The following is a 15,665-nucleotide window of genomic DNA, read 5'->3' on the forward strand; positions in this document are numbered from 1 at the left end:
GGGTGAGCTATGTCCGATTCTTGGCCGCGGCGGCGACTGCTCGCGATCCTACGTGGCGCCAGCGAGCCTCTCGACGCCCAGGAACTGGCCAGAATCACCGGACAACACGTCACCACGGTTCGGTTTCATCTGGACGTGCTCACCAGGGAATCCCTGGTGCGGCAATTTCAGCAACCGCCGCGGGGTCGCGGTCGTCCGCGCATCGGATACAGCGCGGTGCAGCGATCGGTCGGTTATCAGGAACTCGCGCAGGTGCTCGCCGATCAGCTCGGGCCCGATCCGCGCAGGCGCTCCGAGGCGGCCATCGCGGCCGGGCGGTCCTGGGGCGCGAAACTCGACGCCGGTGACCATCGGGTCGAGTCGCTGGAAGAAGCCAAAGAAGTGGCCATGACGGTGCTTTCGGAGCTGGGCTTCGCGCCGGAACGCGATCCGAACGAGACCACCGAGCAGGCATTGATCCGGCTCACCGCCTGCCCGCTGCGCGAACTCGCGCGCACGCACTCCGAAGTGGTGTGCGGTGTGCATCTCGGCCTGATCAAAGAGGTGCTCGACCGCAGCGGCGCGCGCGGCGAGGTGAACGTGCGCCTGCATCCGTTCGTCGAGCCGGAACTGTGTGTGGTCCGGCTGGAGATGATGGCGCGGCGCGAGCAGGAGATGCGCCGCGAGCCGGACGGCCGCGAGGTCGTCACGGTGCCGGTGGCCGGCGATTCGGCGGGCTCGGAGCCGCTGATCGCGCCGCCGTCAGGTGGCCGGGTGGCCCCACAACTGCGTAACGGCGACCCCAACGTCGCCAAGCAGTCGGCGCAGCAGTGGTAGACCGATGCCGATCACGCTCGACGGATCACCGTCGATGCGCTCGACGAACCAGCCGCCCAGTCCGTCGAGGGTGAACGCGCCCGCCACCTGGAGCGGCTCGCCGGTGGCGATGTAGGCGTCCAGCTCGTCGGGTTCCGGCTTGGCGAAATGCACTGTGGTGGAACTGCAGTCGATGGCCTCGGCGGTAATGCGGCCGTCCCGCAGGCGCAGGACGCAGTGTCCGGTCACCAGATCGGCGCTGCGCCCGGCCATTTCGCCCCAGCGGGCCCTGGCCACCTCGGCGGTGTGCGGCTTGCCCTGTAGCTCGCCGTCCACCAGCAGCATCGAATCACAGCCGACGACAACACAATCGGCGCCGAGTTCGGGAATCGTCGCGGCGACCGCCGCGGCTTTGGCCTTGGCCAGCTCGACGACGACCACCTCGGGCGAGGTGCCGTCGGGCAGCGCGGCCTGGAGTGCGTCCTCGTCCACATCGGACACCCGGACGATCGGATCGATGCCCGCCGAGCGGAGTACTTCCCGACGGGCCGGGGACGCGGAGGCGAGAACGAACCTGGTCACCCGCGCAGGTGCGACAGCTGCGGGAAGGCGTAGGGGGAGAACGGGGAGGTGCCCCGGTGCATGAAGGTGGGGCGACCCCACATGTCCGCCGGACCGGTCTTGCCTGCCGCCGTGCTCTCCGCGGCCGCGGACAGCACACAGACCAGCGCGGCGATCTCCTCGTCGCTCGGGTTGCCCTTCACCACGGTGAAGAACGGCGCCGCGGACTGGGCCGCGGACTCGGCGACAGGCGCGTCGACCTGCGCCGCCTCGACCTCGTCGCTGATCGTTGCGACGGTCAGGTCGAGTTCGGCGGCGGTCAAAACATCTTCTTCTGCCACGGTTGTCACAGTGCCAGATCCTCTCTTTGCCTGATCAGGCGTGTTCCCTGTTAAAAATCAGCGGGGCCGGTGATGCGATCATCCTCGGATCCACTCATTGCGTCGCTACAACCAGTGTGCGCGGCCCACCGAGAGTATCGCTGGAGCGCGGCCGGGTGTTGCGGCCGGAATCACAGCGGGATGTTGCCGTGCTTCTTCGGCGGCAGCGTTACCATCTTGCGCTCGAGCAGCCGCAGCGCCGAGACGATCTGGCCGCGGGTGTGCGAGGGCGGGATGACCGCGTCCACATAGCCGCGTTCGGCGGCGATGTAGGGGTTCACCAAGGTGTCCTCGTACTCGTTCTGCAGCTGAAGCCGCAGCGCATCGACGTCATCGCCACCCTTGGCCGCATCGGCCAGCTGCTTGCGGTAGACGAACCCGACGGCGCCGGAGGCACCCATCACCGCGATCTGCGCGGTCGGCCAGGCCAGGTTCACGTCGGCACCCATGTGCTTGGAACCCATCACGTCGTACGCGCCGCCGTAGGCCTTGCGGGTGATGACCGTGATCTTTCCCACAGTCGCCTCGCCGTAGGCGTAGAGCAGCTTCGCGCCGCGCCGGATGATGCCGTTGTACTCCTGGCCGGTGCCGGGCAGGAAGCCGGGCACGTCGACCAGGGTGAGGATCGGAATGTTGAACGCGTCGCAGGTGCGCACGAACCGCGCGGCCTTCTCCGAGGCGTCGATGTCCAGGCAGCCCGCGAACTGGGTGGGCTGGTTGGCCACGATTCCGACGCTGCGGCCGTCGATCCGGCCGAAGCCGACGATGATGTTCATCGCGCGCTCGGCCTGCACCTCGAGGAACTCGTCGTCGTCGAGCAGGCGACGGATCACCTCGTGCATGTCGTAGGGCTGGTTCGGCGAGTCCGGGATGATCGAGTCCAGCTCGCGGTCCTCGTCGGTGAGCGAGTCCTCGATCGCACCCTCGATCGGGTCGGTGGCCGGGAAGCGCGGCGCCTCGGCGCGGTTGTTGCTCGGCAGGTAGGACAGCAGGTCCTTGACGTAGTCCAGCGCGTCCTGCTCGCCGGAGGCGACGTAGTGCGCCACACCGGATTTCACCATGTGCGTCTGCGCGCCACCCAGGTCCTCCATGGTGACGTCCTCGCCGGTGACCGTCTTGATGACGTCGGGTCCGGTGACGAACATCTGGCTGGTCCCGTCGACCATCACCACGAAGTCGGTGAGCGCGGGGGAGTACACGTGGCCACCCGCGGCCGCGCCCATGATCAGCGAGATCTGCGGGATCACGCCGGAGGCCTGGATGTTGCGGTGGAAGATCTCGCCGTAGAGGCCGAGCGAGACGACACCCTCCTGGATGCGCGCGCCCGCGCCCTCGTTGATGCCGACCAGCGGACGGCCGGTCTTGAGCGCCAGGTCCATCACCTTGACGATCTTCTCGCCGTAGACCTCGCCGAGGCTGCCACCGAACACGGTGACGTCCTGGCTGAAGATGCACACGTCGCGGCCGTCGATGGTGCCGTACCCGGTCACCACGCCGTCGCCGAGCGGGCGGTTGTCGGCCAAGCCGAAGTTCACGCTGCGGTGCCGCGCCAGTGCGTCGAGTTCGACGAAGGAGCCCTCGTCCAGCAGCGCCAGGATGCGCTCGCGGGCGGTCATCTTGCCCTTGGCGTGCACCTTGTCGACCGCGGCCTCACCCATCGGGTGCTGTGCCTCATCCAGCCGATTCCGCAGGTCAGCCAGCTTCCCGGCGGTGGTGTGGATGTCGGGGGCGCCCGCTGGATCTTGTGCGGACTGCTGCTGGACACTCGTCATGGCTCCGGAGTGTAACGAGTGACAGTGGTTCCCACTAACCCAGTAGGGGCTACCGGTGGGTAAAAAGCGCAGCTAGATCGTGTTGTCGAGGTGAATTTTCGGGTCATGTGGCGCGTTTGCGCCGGTAGGAAATCGGTATCTATCCAGATGGGGGACCAGTTAGCCTGGGGGAGTCCAGTTTTCGTGCTCAGGGGGAGGAGCCCAGTTATGTGGGAATGGAGCAAGACCGTCGCGGAATACGCGGCCGCGGCGTCGTGGACGAGCTGTCACAACCGCGAGAACGAGCCGACGATCCTGGACCCGGAAAACAAGCCCGAGGTCAGCCATGGGAACGCCGAAGGGGCCGACGGTGCGGCACGCGCACCGAGTAGCTACGTCCTCGTCGGGTAGTCGACTGCGACCTCGTCGGGCAGGCCATCGCGCACCAAGTAGCCTGCCCGAGTGACCAGGTCTCCGTTAGATGCAGAGCAGTTGCGACGCAGTCTTGTCGAACAGCCCGAGCTGTCGTTCTTCCGCCACATCGAGGTGGTGGAGTCGACCGGGTCCACCAACGCGGACCTGATCGCGCGCGCAGGCGAACCGGACGCCGATCGCGCGGTACTCCTTGCAGAGGCGCAGGAGCAAGGGCGCGGCAGGCACGCACGCACCTGGGTCAGCCCGCCGCGGGCACAGATCTCCATGTCGCTGTTGGTGCGGCTGGATGGGATCGAGCCCGCGGTGCTCGGCTGGCTGCCGCTGCTCACCGGCATCGCCGTGGTCGACGCACTGCGCGCGACGGCCGGAGTGGACGCGAACCTCAAGTGGCCCAACGATGTGCTGATCGGTTGCCGCAAGGTGGCGGGCATCCTGGCCGAGGTCGCGACGAGCAACGACGCACCGGCGGTGGTCATCGGAATGGGGCTGAACGTCAGCCTGACCGAGGCGGAACTGCCGGTGCCCCATGCCATTTCGCTCACCATCGCCGGTGCCGCGAACACCGACCGGACGCTGCTGGTGCAGTCGATGCTGACCGAATTCGCGCGTCGTTTCACGGCATGGCGCGACGCGGACTGGCGGACCGCCGACCTCGCCGCCGCGTACCGCGAGCGGTGCGCGACGCTGGGCGTGCAGGTGCGCGCCGAATTGCCCGGCGGCCGAACGCTTACCGGCATCGCCACCGATATCGATGACGCGGGTCGCCTGCTGATCGGTGACCAGCCGGTCTCGGCCGGCGATGTCACCCACCTGCGCGCCGAGTACTGACAACGCGCGCCGAGTACTGAAAACGAAAGAGCCGCACTGGAAACAGTGCGGCTCTTCGCGTCAGGCGGGCTGCAGCGCGGCTTTCGCGGCTTCCCTGGCGAACATGCGGTCGCGCTGTTCCTCGAACTTGAGCACGTCCTGCTCCAGCTTCTCGATGAACACGCCGAGCTCCTCCCGCGCCTGCTCGCCGCGCGGCCCGAAGTCATTGCGCTCGAAGATGTTCCACTGCTTGAGCACCGGCGCGACCACGTCTTCCAGATGCTGGCGCAGATCGTAGATACCGTGCTTGGCCATCAGCACGCCGTTGCGGCGGAAGTTGGGCATGCCCGCGCCCGGCATGATGAAATGCGTCAGGATCTTCGTGATCGCCATCATCGCCTGATCGGGCGCCAGGTCCAGGCCCGCGCCGCACATGTTCCGGTAGAAGATCATGTGCAGGTTCTCGTCGGCGGCGATGCGCTGCAGCATGCGGTCGGCGATCGCGTCGTTGCACACCCGGCCGGTGTTGCGGTGCGAGACGCGGGTGGCCAGCTCCTGGAACGTCACATAGGTGACGCTCTCCATGAATCCGCCCCAGTTGTCCGGCGCGGCAACCCCGTTCGTCATGTGGATCATCCGCGCTTGTTCGAGCGCGACCGGATCCACGCCGCGGGTGACCACCAGATAGTCGCGGATGGCGATGCCGTGCCGGTTCTCCTCGGCGGTCCAGCGGCCGACCCAGGTGCCCCACGCGCCGTCCTGGGAGAAGTTCTCGGCGATCTCACGGTGGTAGGAGGGCAGGTTGTCCTCGGTGAGCAGGTTGGTGATCATGGCGACCTTGGCCACTTCGCTCAGCTTGGATTGTTCGGGGGCCCAATCCTGCCCGCCCATCGCGGCGAAATTGCGGCCCTCGTCCCACGGGATGTAGTCGTGCGGGTGCCAGTCCTTGGCCAACGACAGGTGCCGGTTGAGATTCTGTTCGGCTACCGGCTGAAGTTCGGTCAGGATTTCCAGCTGAGTCAGGTCTTTGGTCACACATGCCTCCACGGTCGTATTCGGCGACTTTGTTCGAGCAGAACTGCTTGCGGACAGAGCGTTCGAGCCAGATCGAACGGAGCACGCCAGCGCGGATCGGACACACGCAGGCAGACGATTGTGCAGCACGACGCGGTGCAGTGTCCGGCATTTCGGCATCTTTACGCGGTAGTGTTCCCGCCATGGGTTATCCGGAGGATGTGCTTGCGCCGGAAGAGCAGCTGATCCTGCACCGTCATCCGCATTGGAAGATGTTGTTCTGGCCGATCGTGACGTTGATCGTGATCACCGCACTCGCCGGTTTCGCAGGGGGACTCGCTTCGCGCAAAGCCGAGGGGACCGCGCGGACGGCACTGCTGATCGCGGTGCTGGTCGTCTGGGTGGTCATCGTCGTGTGGCGTTGTGTCGCACCGGTTCTCAGCTGGAAGTCGACGCATTTCATCATCACCGACCGGCGCGTGCTGGTCCGGCAGGGCGTGCTCACGCACACCGGCATCGACATTCCGATGAGCCGCATCTCGAGCGTGCAGTTCCGGCACGGGCTGTTCGACCGGATGCTCGGCACCGGCACACTGATCATCGAATCGTCCTCCTCGGAACCGCTCGAATTCGATGACATTCCGGCCGTGCAGAAGGTGCACGCGCTGATGTACCACCAAGTCTTCGACGTCGAAAACGGCGATAACGGACGCGGCGAGCACAGGAGCGAGCACGGCGACTACCGATGAATGAGGCATCACGCATGAGGGGTAGGGGGCGGGTAACGGGTAGGCCCGTTAACCTGGGCATATGACGGCCGTACTGCTAGCAGAAGACGACGAGGCGATTGCCGCGCCGTTGTCGCGCGCCCTGGGGCGCGAGGGGTACTCGGTGACCGTCGAGCGCTTCGGTCCCGCCGTGCTCGAGCGGGCACTGGAGGGCCATCACGATCTTTTGATTCTCGACCTCGGCCTGCCCGGCATGGACGGGCTCGAGGTGTGCCGTCAGGTGCGCGCCCGCGGCGCCGACCTGGCCGTGCTGATGCTCACCGCGCGCACCGACGAGGTGGACTTCGTGGTCGGGTTGGACGCGGGCGCCGACGATTACGTCGGCAAGCCGTTCCGCCTGGCCGAGCTGCTCGCCCGGGTGCGAGCGCTGTTGCGGCGCAGCGGGATCGGCGACGACACGGTGGAGGTCGGCGGCATCCGGCTGGAGCCCGCCGCCCGCCGGGTGCTGGTGAACGGCGTCGAGATCGGCCTGGCGAACAAGGAATACGAGTTGCTGAAGGTGCTGATCGACCGCGCGGGCCAGGTGGTGCCGCGCGAGACCATCCTGCGCGAGGTGTGGGGCGACGCCGAACTGCGCGGCTCCAAGACCCTCGACATGCACATGTCCTGGCTGCGTCGCAAGATCGGCGACGAGGGCCCGATGGCCGAGCGGCGCATCGTCACCGTGCGCGGTGTCGGGTTCCGGCTGAATACCGACTGACGTGCGACGCAGAATTCTGCGGTCCATGCTCACCGTGCTGACCCTCACCACGGTGGTGCTCGGGCTGCCGCTGATCTACACGGCCTGGCTGTGGGTCGAGGACATCACCCGCGACGACCTGCAGAGCAAGCTCGGCCAGATCGCCACCGCGATCATCGTCCAGGAGCAGAACGACGGCATGGTGCTCGGCGAGCTCGACACCCGATCGGTGGAGCCGCTGCTCCCGCGGGACGGCAAGCTCACCATCATCTATCCGGCGCCACAGGACAACGCCTCCCGCCTGGACATCGGCGTGACCCAGGTTCCCGACCCGCTGGTCGAGTCGTTGTCGATGGGGACCAAGGGGTCGCTGCGCCTGGAGGTCCCCTCGGCGCCGATGCACGCCAGGCAGCGTCAGGCCGTCGCAGTGGTGGCCTTGGCGGTGCTGGCCTCGCTCGGCGCCGCGGTATCGGTCGCGGTGATCACCGCGCGCCGGGTGGCCGATCCGCTGCGCGATGTGGCGGCGCGGGCGGCGCGGCTGGCCATGGGCGACTTCCGGCCGGACCCGCGCAGGCACGGGATCTCCGAACTCGATCGGGTCTCCGACGTACTCGACTCGGCGACGGTGGAGATCGCCGGGCGGCTGCAGCGTGAGCATGCCCTGGTCGCCGACGTCTCGCATCAGCTGCGCAGCCGGCTCACCGCGGTGCGCCTGCGGCTGGACGAGTTGTCCACGCACGCCGATCAAGAGGTGGTGCACGAGGCCGAGGAGGCGATGGCGCAGGTCGATCGGCTCACCGATGCGATCGACGACCTGGTGCGCGCGTCTCGCGACGAGGACGCCGCCGATCTGGATCCGGTGCCGGTGATGGAGGAACTGCGCGGGGTCGTCACCGAGTGGACGCATCCGTTCACCGAGAAGGGCCGGTCGCTGAAGCTGATCGGCGACGAGTCGTTGCTGGCGCCGATCACCGGATCGCGCCTGCGCGAAGCGGTTTCGGTGCTCGTGGACAACGCGCTGATGCACGGCGGCGGGACCTGCACGGTGTCGGTGCGCACCGTGCGGCCCGGGGTCGACCGGGATCCGCTGGTGTGTGTGGAGGTCGCCGACGAAGGTGACGGCGTGCGAGATGAATTGGCACCGCACATTTTCGACCGCGGTTTCTCCGCGGGCGGCTCGACCGGTGTCGGGCTGGCCTTGGCCAGAGCATTGGTGGAGGCGGACGGTGGGCGGCTGGAACTGCAGCGACGCCGGCCCGCGCTGTTCGCGGTGTTTCTCGGCTCCTCCGCCTATCGCACGGTGAACGCGGTGGTCACCGAGCCGCGGTGAATCAGTTGCGGCGGAATTCCTCGTCGACCAGGTCTTCGAATTCGGCGGCGATCTCGTTCATTTCGTCGGGGAAAACCCAACGGCGCATCGCCCAGAACCGGAACGCCATCTGCAGCAGGTTGCCGATGATGAAGGCGCTGATGAAGTCCGCGACATTCTCGACGGTGAAGCTCACGTCGGGCTGGCGCAGGTCGAAGACGTAGCTCGACACCCACAGCGGGATGAACGCGAGCACGACGCCGACGCCGCTGACTCCGAAGAACAGCAGCGCCTCGTGATGCCGCTCGCGACCGCCGCGGTTCCGGAACGACCATTCGCGATTCAGGATGTAGGACGCGATGACCGCGATGACACCGGAGATGATTTTCGCGGTGACCGGCTTCTCGGAGAGCACGGTCCATTTCAGCGCGTAGAAGATGCCGCTATCGATCACGAAGGTTGTCGCACCGACGATGGCGAACTTGATCAGCTCCCGATGCCGGTACGCGACCTCCGCGAGCGGCTTGGGGAGGACGCTCACCACGTCGTCGACGAATGACACGGGCCGAGTCTACCGCTACCCGGTGGTGGTGCCTCGGCTCGTCCGAGTGGAAGCGACTTGCTGGGGGATAGCGTCACCCGCTCCCGCGTGGGGACATTTCCGCCGGTTATGACAATATTGTCGAACGTGAGCTCCGGCCGGTCTTTCGATCCCTCTGCTATGCCCACCGTCACAATGATCGGCGGTGGCCAGTTGGCGCGCATGACGCACCAGGCCGCGATCGCGCTCGGCCAGCGGCTACGCGTGCTCGCGGAGAATCCCGACGACCCGGCGGCCCAGGTCAGCCCCGAGGTCGTGCTCGGCAGTCACAACGATCTGACCGCGCTGCGCAAGGCCGCGATCGGGTCGCACGCGCTGACCTTCGACCACGAGGGCGTGCCTACCGAGCATCTCGAGGCGCTGGTCGCCGAGGGCGTGAACGTGCAGCCGCCGCCGCGCGCGCTGATCTTCGCGCAGGACAAGCTGGCCATGCGCGTCAAGCTGTCCGAGCTCGGCCTGCCGGTGCCCGCGTTCGCGCCGGTGACCACGGTGGCCGACGCGGTGCGCTTCGGCGCGGAACATGACTGGCGGATCGTGCTCAAAGCGGTACGTGGCGGTTACGACGGTCGTGGTGTGTGGATGCCGGAGTCGGCGGACGAGGCCACGGCGATCGTGACCGCTCAGCTCGCGCACGGCGCGCAGCTGCTGGCCGAGGCGAAGGTGGATCTGAAGCGCGAGCTGTCGGCGATGGTGGCGCGCTCGCCGTTCGGGCAGGCCGCGACCTGGCCGGTGGTGGAGACCGTGCAGCGTAACGGCCAGTGCGCCGTGGTGATCGCGCCCGCGCCGGACCTCGACGACGATCTGGCCGCCGCGGCGGAGACGTTGGCGCTCAACCTGGCCAAGGAGCTGGGTGTGGTCGGCGCGATGGCGGTGGAACTGTTCGAAACCCACGACGGCAAGCTGCTGGTGAACGAACTGGCGATGCGACCGCACAACTCCGGGCACTGGGGCATGGACGGGGCCCGCACCGGGCAGTTCGAGCAGCATCTGCGCGCGGTGCTGGACTACCCGCTCGGCGACACCTGCCCGTTGGCCCCGGTCACCGTGATGGCCAACATTCTCGGCGCGGCCGAGGCGCCCGCCATGTCGATGGACGAGCGCCTGCACCATCTGTTCGCGCGGATGCCCGACGCCAAGGTGCACATGTACGGCAAGGGCGAACGCCCCGACCGCAAGATCGGGCACATCAACATTCTCGGTGACGAGGTCGCCGTGGTGCGGGAAAGAGCTGAGCGAGCGGCACATTGGATGTCGCACGCGGTATGGACCGATGGATGGGATCCCCATGAGTGACGTGAGCACCCCGCAGGTAGGCCTGATCATGGGCAGCGACTCCGACTGGCCCACCATGGAAGCCGCCGCGGAAGCGTTGGCGGAGTTCGGCATTCGCTTCGAGGTCGGCGTCGTCTCGGCGCACCGCACCCCCCAGCGCATGCTCGACTACGCCCGCGAAGCCGCCGACCGCGGCCTCCAGGTCATCATCGCCGGTGCGGGCGGCGCCGCCCACCTCCCCGGCATGGTCGCCTCCGCCACCCCCCTCCCGGTAATCGGCGTCCCCGTCCCCCTCAAATACCTGGACGGCATGGACTCCCTCCTCTCCATAGTCCAAATGCCCGCAGGCGTCCCCGTAGCCACCGTCTCCATCGGCGGCGCCCGCAACGCAGGCCTCCTAGCCGTCCGCATCCTCGCCGCCCACAACCCACCCCTCCGCACCCGCATGCAGGACTTCCAAACCGGCCTGGAAAAAATGGTCCTCGAAAAAGACCAAGCCCTCCGCACCAAACTCCTCGGCTAACCCCGAACCCCAACAGCCGCACCCTCACTCGGGACCCGCACCCTCTCTAGGGCCCTATTCCGAGTGCACATCCCAAGAGAGAGTGCAGATCCCGAGGCGAAACATCCTCGAGGGCGCAACCATGGCCAGCTCGCCACGCGAAAACCCCGTCCGTACACCCACTGTGTCAGCCGAACACCGCTTGTACCGGGTGTGTGGCTGACACAGCGGGTGCACGGCGGTAGCTTCACCACCCCGGAACCCGAGATTCGCTGATTATTGGGCTCTCGAAACGCCAACACAGCCAAATGACCACCTCCAGAACGCGACATCTGGTTGCTTGCGGCATCGAGCAGAGTCATATGGCTGCTGTTGAAGATCAACTAGCGTCCATTTGACTCGACTCGACTGCGGTTCTGCGTGGCGAGCTCGGCGTGCGAGGGAATGTCGACACTCGGCGGTCTGGGCGGGGAGGAATGCCGGCAGGTTGATGGCTTCGCGTCGGCCGTGCTGGTCGGGGTTGGCAGGTCGGCCTCGCTACGGTGAGGGTGTGACTACTGGTGACATCCGGCCGCGGGGCGGGGACGACAACACGCGGTTTCGGCTGACTGTTGTTGATCAGGCGTTGCGGTTGTTTGCTGAGAAGGGGTATGAGGCGACGACTGTTGAGGAGATCGCGGAGGCGGCGGGGATTTCGCGGCGGACGTTCTTTCGGCAGTTTCGGTCGAAAGAGGATGTGATCTTTGCCGATCACGAGTCGCAGTTGGCGCAGGCGGCGGAGTTTTTGGCGGCGTCGCGCGGGGATGCGTGGGAGACGGTGTGCGAGGCCGTTGTTCAGGTGTTCGAGCGGTTCACGCAGTGGCGGGAGATCGCGGAGCGGCGCTATCAGGTGGTGCGGCGGGTGCCCGCGCTGCGCGAGCGGGAGATCGTGACGGTGTTCCGGTATGAGCGGCTGTTCACCGATTATCTGCGGGACCGGCTGCCCGAGGTGCCGGATCTGGCGCGGGTGCAGTACACCGCCGCGGTGACCGCGACGCACAACTATCTGCTGCGGCGCATGGTGCGCGGGGAGTCGGACGCGGGTGCGGCGGATCTGCGCGTCGAACTGGCCGCGATTCCGCGCGGCGCGGGACGGCGCGTTGGCGCCGATGAACTGGTGGTCGCGGTGTTCCCGCGCGACACCCCACCCCGGCAGGTCGCCGATCTGGTGGCACGCAAACTCGGTAGTCTTTGAGCTAGGTCAAGTGCGACCAATCTGACACTGAGTGCCAGGAAGAATCCGCACGTTGCGGCCCTGCCTGGGCGTACACTAGAGAAGAATGTGGCACTGAGTGCCGACATGTACCGACGACCAGGAGTGAGCCCCATGGCGGGAAATCCCGATTTCGACCTGTTCAAGCTCGAGGACTTCCACGACGAACTGCGTGCGGCCATCCGCGGCCTCGCCGAGAAGGAGATCGCCCCGCACGCCAAGGACGTCGACGGCAACGCCCGCTTCCCGGAGGAGGCGCTCACCGCGCTCAACGCCGCGGGCTTCAACGCCGTGCACGTACCGGAGGCCTACGGCGGCCAGGGCGCCGACTCGGTGGCCACCTGCATCGTGATCGAAGAGGTCGCCCGCGTCTGCGGTTCCTCCTCGCTCATCCCCGCCGTCAACAAGCTCGGCACCATGGGCCTGATCCTCAACGGTTCCGAAGAACTCAAGCAGCAGGTGCTGTCCGACATTGTCAACGGCGAGATGGCCTCCTACGCGCTGTCCGAGCGCGAGGCCGGTTCCGACGCCGCCAGCATGCGCACCCGCGCGAAGCAGGAGGGCGACGACTGGATCCTCAACGGCTCCAAGTGCTGGATCACCAACGGCGGCAAGTCTTCCTGGTACACCGTGATGGCCGTGACCGATGCGGACAAGGGCGCCAACGGTATTTCGGCGTTCCTGGTGCACAAGGATGACGAGGGCTTCGTCGTCGGCCCGCTCGAGCACAAGCTCGGCATCAAGGGATCGCCCACGGCGGAACTGTATTTCGAGAACTGCCGGGTGCCGGGTGACCGCATCGTCGGCGAGCCGGGCACCGGCTTCAAGACCGCGCTGCAGACCCTCGACCACACCCGCCCGACCATCGGCGCGCAGGCTGTCGGTCTCGCGCAGGGCGCGCTCGACGCGGCCATCGCCTACACCAAGGACCGCAAGCAGTTCGGCAAGGCGATCGCCGATTTCCAGAACACCCAGTTCATGATCGCCGACATGGCGATGAAGATCGAGGCCGCCCGCCTCATGGTCTACACCTCGGCCGCTCGCGCCGAGCGCGGCGAGAAGAACCTCGGCTTCATCTCCGCCGCCGCCAAGTGTTTCGCGTCGGATGTCGCGATGGAGGTGACCACCAACGCCGTCCAGCTGTTCGGTGGCGCCGGCTACACCACCGATTTCCCGGTGGAGCGAATGATGCGCGACGCCAAGATCACTCAGATCTACGAGGGCACCAACCAGATCCAGCGCCTCGTCATGTCGCGCGCGCTGCTGCGCTGAGCGTTCGCAGTCGACAGTAAGGCGGCGCCGAGATTCGTTCTCGGCGCCGCCTTTTCGTTGCCGGTCAGGAGATTTCGGCGAGCGATGAGACGATGACGCGGGTGAGGGCGACCTGTCCCGCCGGAGTGAGGTGTACCCCGTCCGGTTCGAACAGGCCCGAGTTGGGGTGGGTGACCGCCAGCGTGTCGATGGCCGGTTCCGGCCGGTCGAGCAGTAGTCGCGCCGTCTCCTCGTGATCCTTTGTGCGCCAACTGATCTGCGCCTGCTGAAAGGGCGGGTAGGCGGCGATGAGCGCCTCGTCCATATCGTGCGGGGTGACCCAGACCCAGCGGGTGCCACCGCGTCGCACCCCCGCGTCGTGCAGCAGGCTCAGGTTGCGGGCCGTCTCTTCGGCACTGACCACGCGCGGCCCGTCGCTGCCGAGGCGTTGGGCGTCATTGGCGCCGAGTTGGCAGAGCACCCAGTCCGGACGTAGAAAGCCGAGTGCGGCAATCCCTTTCAACGTCTGCGTGGTCGTCGCCCCCGAGACGGCCAGGTTGGTCAAGGTGATTCCGTCGGTCGGCCGCCGCAGTTCGAGCAGGTGGCGCAGGATTTCGAACCAGGACAGCCGATCGGCGGTGCTGCTCTCGCCGAGGGCGACCACGCGGGCGCCGGGCGCGAAGGGCAGTCGATCGACCTGGCCCGCGACCCACGCCTCGGTGAGCAGGCCGGCCGCCGCCGTGCGGGCCTGTTCGGCGAATTCCGTACGCAGCGAGTGGTATTCGTCGGCCGTCAGGCCGAACAGTGCCGCGATGTGCGCGTCGTCGACCCCGTTCAAGAAGGGGAGCGACAGTTCGGGCCGCTGGAATCGGGCCAGTTTGGCGGCCATCTGGGTGGTCATGGTTTTCCTTCCGGGGTGGAGCTACGAACGGGGAAGCAGGAAGCCAACGGCGATCAGCCAGGCCATCCCGGTGAAACGAGCGATGGGCAGCAGGAACGCGGCCGCGGTGACGGCGAGCGACGCGGTGGTGCCCAGCGCGATGAGCGCGATCACCAGCCCCACCGTCAGCAGCCACGGCGCGAGCCGCCGTTGCGGCAGTGCGCTGAGTGCGATCCCTGCGATGAGTAAGCCGGTCGCCACCACATTGCCGGGTCCGCCGCAGAGGAACGCGAGGGTGTGCAGGGCGCGGACCAGCGCCGGGTCGGTGACCACCTCCGGCACGGTCAGCACCCAGCTGACCACGGCGGAGCAGATCAGGAAGGCGGCGGCCAACGTGCCGCCGATCGACGCGAGTGCCGGAGCGAATCCGTCGGCGATCCGCCGCACCCGCGCCGTGCCGGCCGCCACGAAGAGGGCCAGCGGGATGGCGCTCGCGAATTGCAGCACTGCGCCGGTGCGTACCGCGCCGGGGTGGTCGCGGAAGTAGGCGAGCGCGTCGTCGGCCGCGCCGAACGGCGACGGAAACGGGCTGCCGCCGGCCAGGACCGTGCTGAGGACCAGCCCGGCGACGAACAGTCCGGCGGCGACGGCCGCGAGTGGGCCGAGTGGTGGTTCGAGGCTTTTCGCTGGTCGATCCAGCGGAGTTGGTGCTGACAGCGCCATGACAATCCGTTCTCAACTGTGAATCGTTCTTATATGTGAACGATTACCTGATGGGTACGATAGCCGCGTGGCCGAATCGGAGCAAGAGGTTGTCGAGCAGGCGCGTCCCATGCGCGCGGTGGCCTTTCTCCTTGCCCAGCTAGGCGCGCATGCGACACAGCGCTTTTCCGAACGCATCGCCGAAATCGGGCTCACCCCACCGGAAGTCGGCATCCTGCGGATGATCGCCGCCGAACCAGGCCGTAGCCAGCGCTCACTCGCCGCCGAACTCGGCGTCGTCCCCAGCCGGGTTGTCGCGCTGATCGATCCGCTCGACAGCAAGGGGCTCATCGAACGCCGCCGCAGCGCGACGGACCGGCGCAATCACGAACTGCACCTCACCCCGGCGGCGGGCAAGCTGCTCGCGCGCCTGGCCACCGTGGCGGTAGCGCACGAAACGGAACTGACCGCAGCGCTGTCGGACACCGAGTATCAGGAATTCGCCGACCTGCTCGGCCGTCTCGTCGCCGCCCGGGAGTTGGCACCGGGCGTTCATCCCGGCTACCGCACGCACGACCCGAGCTAGTCGCCGGCGGTCACTGTGCCCTCGGTCAGACTCGAACTGACACTGGACGGGTTTTGAATCCGTTGCCTCTGCCAATTGGGCTACGAGGGCAAAAAACGGG

Annotated in this window: 17 protein-coding genes, 1 tRNA gene and 1 pseudogene; 11 read left to right on the top strand and 8 right to left on the bottom strand. The window is 67.1% G+C overall.

Annotated features, from left to right (window positions below; genetic code table 11):
• The first annotated feature begins 9 nt into the window (after window positions 1–9).
• On the top strand, window positions 10–816 hold the full coding sequence (locus tag ACFWF1_RS24015) for a helix-turn-helix transcriptional regulator (protein WP_379286424.1): 807 nt from the start codon (window positions 10–12) through the stop codon (window positions 814–816).
• Here the strand turns inward: ACFWF1_RS24015 and ACFWF1_RS24020 are convergent.
• From ACFWF1_RS24020 to ACFWF1_RS24030, 3 genes are all read right to left on the bottom strand, one after another.
• Window positions 742–1,377: a Maf family protein gene (locus tag ACFWF1_RS24020; RefSeq protein ID WP_379286422.1), complete on the bottom strand. Its 636-nt coding sequence runs from the start codon at window positions 1,375–1,377 to the stop codon at window positions 742–744. The two genes, ACFWF1_RS24015 and ACFWF1_RS24020, sit on opposite strands and share 75 nt — an antisense overlap.
• Window positions 1,374–1,697, bottom strand: coding sequence for an acyl-CoA carboxylase subunit epsilon (locus ACFWF1_RS24025; protein ID WP_379322212.1), 324 nt, complete (start codon window positions 1,695–1,697; stop codon window positions 1,374–1,376). Before ACFWF1_RS24025 ends, ACFWF1_RS24020 begins: the two co-directional genes overlap by 4 nt.
• A 170-nt stretch (window positions 1,698–1,867) precedes the next feature.
• Complete coding sequence (locus ACFWF1_RS24030) at window positions 1,868–3,508, bottom strand: acyl-CoA carboxylase subunit beta (protein WP_379286419.1); 1,641 nt, start codon at window positions 3,506–3,508, stop codon at window positions 1,868–1,870.
• A 207-nt stretch (window positions 3,509–3,715) separates the two neighbouring features.
• Between ACFWF1_RS24030 and ACFWF1_RS24035 the strand changes: the two genes are divergently transcribed.
• Window positions 3,716–3,898 carry a hypothetical protein gene (locus ACFWF1_RS24035; protein WP_379286417.1) on the top strand — a complete coding sequence of 61 codons (183 nt, stop codon included), beginning with the start codon at window positions 3,716–3,718 and terminating at the stop codon, window positions 3,896–3,898.
• Window positions 3,899–3,979: 81 nt separating this feature from the next.
• Complete coding sequence (locus ACFWF1_RS24040; RefSeq protein ID WP_379322213.1) at window positions 3,980–4,750, top strand: biotin--[acetyl-CoA-carboxylase] ligase; 771 nt, start codon at window positions 3,980–3,982, stop codon at window positions 4,748–4,750.
• A gap of 60 nt (window positions 4,751–4,810) precedes the next feature.
• Here the strand turns inward: ACFWF1_RS24040 and ACFWF1_RS24045 are convergent, their stop codons facing one another.
• Window positions 4,811–5,764: an acyl-ACP desaturase gene (locus tag ACFWF1_RS24045; RefSeq protein WP_379286413.1), complete on the bottom strand. Its 954-nt coding sequence runs from the start codon at window positions 5,762–5,764 to the stop codon at window positions 4,811–4,813.
• 182 nt (window positions 5,765–5,946) lie between these two features.
• Between ACFWF1_RS24045 and ACFWF1_RS24050 the strand changes: the two genes are divergently transcribed.
• The 3 genes from ACFWF1_RS24050 (at window position 5,947) to ACFWF1_RS24060 (ending at window position 8,540) form a co-directional block, all read left to right on the top strand.
• The gene (locus tag ACFWF1_RS24050; protein WP_379286411.1) at window positions 5,947–6,492 is read left to right on the top strand and encodes a PH domain-containing protein; all 546 of its coding nucleotides are present in this window, start codon (window positions 5,947–5,949) and stop codon (window positions 6,490–6,492) included.
• Between the two features lie 61 nt (window positions 6,493–6,553).
• Window positions 6,554–7,231, top strand: coding sequence for a response regulator transcription factor (locus tag ACFWF1_RS24055; RefSeq protein ID WP_150408010.1), 678 nt, complete (start codon window positions 6,554–6,556; stop codon window positions 7,229–7,231).
• 1 nt (window position 7,232) lies between these two features.
• Entirely contained in the window at window positions 7,233–8,540 is a 1,308-nt protein-coding gene (locus ACFWF1_RS24060) for a sensor histidine kinase (RefSeq protein WP_379286409.1), read from the top strand.
• Between the two features lie 16 nt (window positions 8,541–8,556).
• Here ACFWF1_RS24060 and ACFWF1_RS24065 read toward each other — a convergent pair.
• Window positions 8,557–9,081 (bottom strand): annotated as a pseudogene (locus ACFWF1_RS24065) (GtrA family protein); the annotation flags it as partial.
• 159 nt (window positions 9,082–9,240) lie between these two features.
• Here ACFWF1_RS24065 and ACFWF1_RS24070 point away from each other — a divergent pair.
• The 4 genes from ACFWF1_RS24070 to ACFWF1_RS24085 all read left to right on the top strand — a co-directional run bounded on the left by ACFWF1_RS24070 (window position 9,241) and on the right by ACFWF1_RS24085 (window position 13,418).
• Window positions 9,241–10,413: a 5-(carboxyamino)imidazole ribonucleotide synthase gene (locus ACFWF1_RS24070; RefSeq protein WP_379286407.1), complete on the top strand. Its 1,173-nt coding sequence runs from the start codon at window positions 9,241–9,243 to the stop codon at window positions 10,411–10,413.
• Window positions 10,406–10,915 (top strand): 5-(carboxyamino)imidazole ribonucleotide mutase, encoded by a 510-nt coding sequence (gene purE / locus ACFWF1_RS24075; protein ID WP_379286405.1) that lies wholly within the window; start codon window positions 10,406–10,408, stop codon window positions 10,913–10,915. The genes ACFWF1_RS24070 and purE overlap by 8 nt, the downstream gene beginning before the upstream one ends.
• 529 nt (window positions 10,916–11,444) lie before the next feature.
• Window positions 11,445–12,128, top strand: a complete 684-nt coding sequence (locus ACFWF1_RS24080) for a TetR family transcriptional regulator (protein ID WP_379286403.1) — start codon at window positions 11,445–11,447, stop codon at window positions 12,126–12,128.
• A 132-nt stretch (window positions 12,129–12,260) separates the two neighbouring features.
• Window positions 12,261–13,418 (top strand): acyl-CoA dehydrogenase, encoded by a 1,158-nt coding sequence (locus ACFWF1_RS24085; protein WP_379286401.1) that lies wholly within the window; start codon window positions 12,261–12,263, stop codon window positions 13,416–13,418.
• Between the two features lie 64 nt (window positions 13,419–13,482).
• Here the strand turns inward: ACFWF1_RS24085 and ACFWF1_RS24090 are convergent, their stop codons facing one another.
• Complete coding sequence (locus tag ACFWF1_RS24090) at window positions 13,483–14,298, bottom strand: SGNH/GDSL hydrolase family protein (RefSeq protein ID WP_379286400.1); 816 nt, start codon at window positions 14,296–14,298, stop codon at window positions 13,483–13,485.
• Between the two features lie 21 nt (window positions 14,299–14,319).
• Window positions 14,320–15,000: a hypothetical protein gene (locus tag ACFWF1_RS24095; protein WP_379286398.1), complete on the bottom strand. Its 681-nt coding sequence runs from the start codon at window positions 14,998–15,000 to the stop codon at window positions 14,320–14,322.
• Between the two features lie 67 nt (window positions 15,001–15,067).
• Between ACFWF1_RS24095 and ACFWF1_RS24100 the strand changes: the two genes are divergently transcribed.
• On the top strand, window positions 15,068–15,565 hold the full coding sequence (locus ACFWF1_RS24100) for a MarR family winged helix-turn-helix transcriptional regulator (RefSeq protein WP_379286396.1): 498 nt from the start codon (window positions 15,068–15,070) through the stop codon (window positions 15,563–15,565).
• A 16-nt stretch (window positions 15,566–15,581) separates the two neighbouring features.
• On the opposite strand, the gene ACFWF1_RS24105 is transcribed toward ACFWF1_RS24100, so the two are convergent.
• Window positions 15,582–15,655, bottom strand: a tRNA-Leu gene (locus ACFWF1_RS24105).
• Window positions 15,656–15,665 lie beyond the last annotated feature (10 nt).

Source organism: Nocardia sp. NPDC060255 (assembly GCF_042727395.1).
Classification (GTDB): domain Bacteria; phylum Actinomycetota; class Actinomycetes; order Mycobacteriales; family Mycobacteriaceae; genus Nocardia.

Excerpts from the sequence above, each read along its gene's own strand:
- purE (WP_379286405.1), top strand. The coding sequence starts at position 10,406 with ATGAGTGACGTGAGCACCCCGCAGGTAGGCCTGATCATGGGCAGCGAC.
- ACFWF1_RS24035 (WP_379286417.1), top strand. The coding sequence starts at position 3,716 with ATGTGGGAATGGAGCAAGACCGTCGCGGAATACGCGGCCGCGGCGTCG.
- ACFWF1_RS24090 (WP_379286400.1), bottom strand. The coding sequence starts at position 14,298 with ATGACCACCCAGATGGCCGCCAAACTGGCCCGATTCCAGCGGCCCGAA.
- ACFWF1_RS24050 (WP_379286411.1), top strand. The coding sequence starts at position 5,947 with ATGGGTTATCCGGAGGATGTGCTTGCGCCGGAAGAGCAGCTGATCCTG.
- ACFWF1_RS24030 (WP_379286419.1), bottom strand. The coding sequence starts at position 3,508 with ATGACGAGTGTCCAGCAGCAGTCCGCACAAGATCCAGCGGGCGCCCCC.
- ACFWF1_RS24070 (WP_379286407.1), top strand. The coding sequence starts at position 9,241 with ATGCCCACCGTCACAATGATCGGCGGTGGCCAGTTGGCGCGCATGACG.
- ACFWF1_RS24095 (WP_379286398.1), bottom strand. The coding sequence starts at position 15,000 with ATGGCGCTGTCAGCACCAACTCCGCTGGATCGACCAGCGAAAAGCCTC.
- ACFWF1_RS24015 (WP_379286424.1), top strand. The coding sequence starts at position 10 with ATGTCCGATTCTTGGCCGCGGCGGCGACTGCTCGCGATCCTACGTGGC.
- ACFWF1_RS24055 (WP_150408010.1), top strand. The coding sequence starts at position 6,554 with ATGACGGCCGTACTGCTAGCAGAAGACGACGAGGCGATTGCCGCGCCG.
- ACFWF1_RS24085 (WP_379286401.1), top strand. The coding sequence starts at position 12,261 with ATGGCGGGAAATCCCGATTTCGACCTGTTCAAGCTCGAGGACTTCCAC.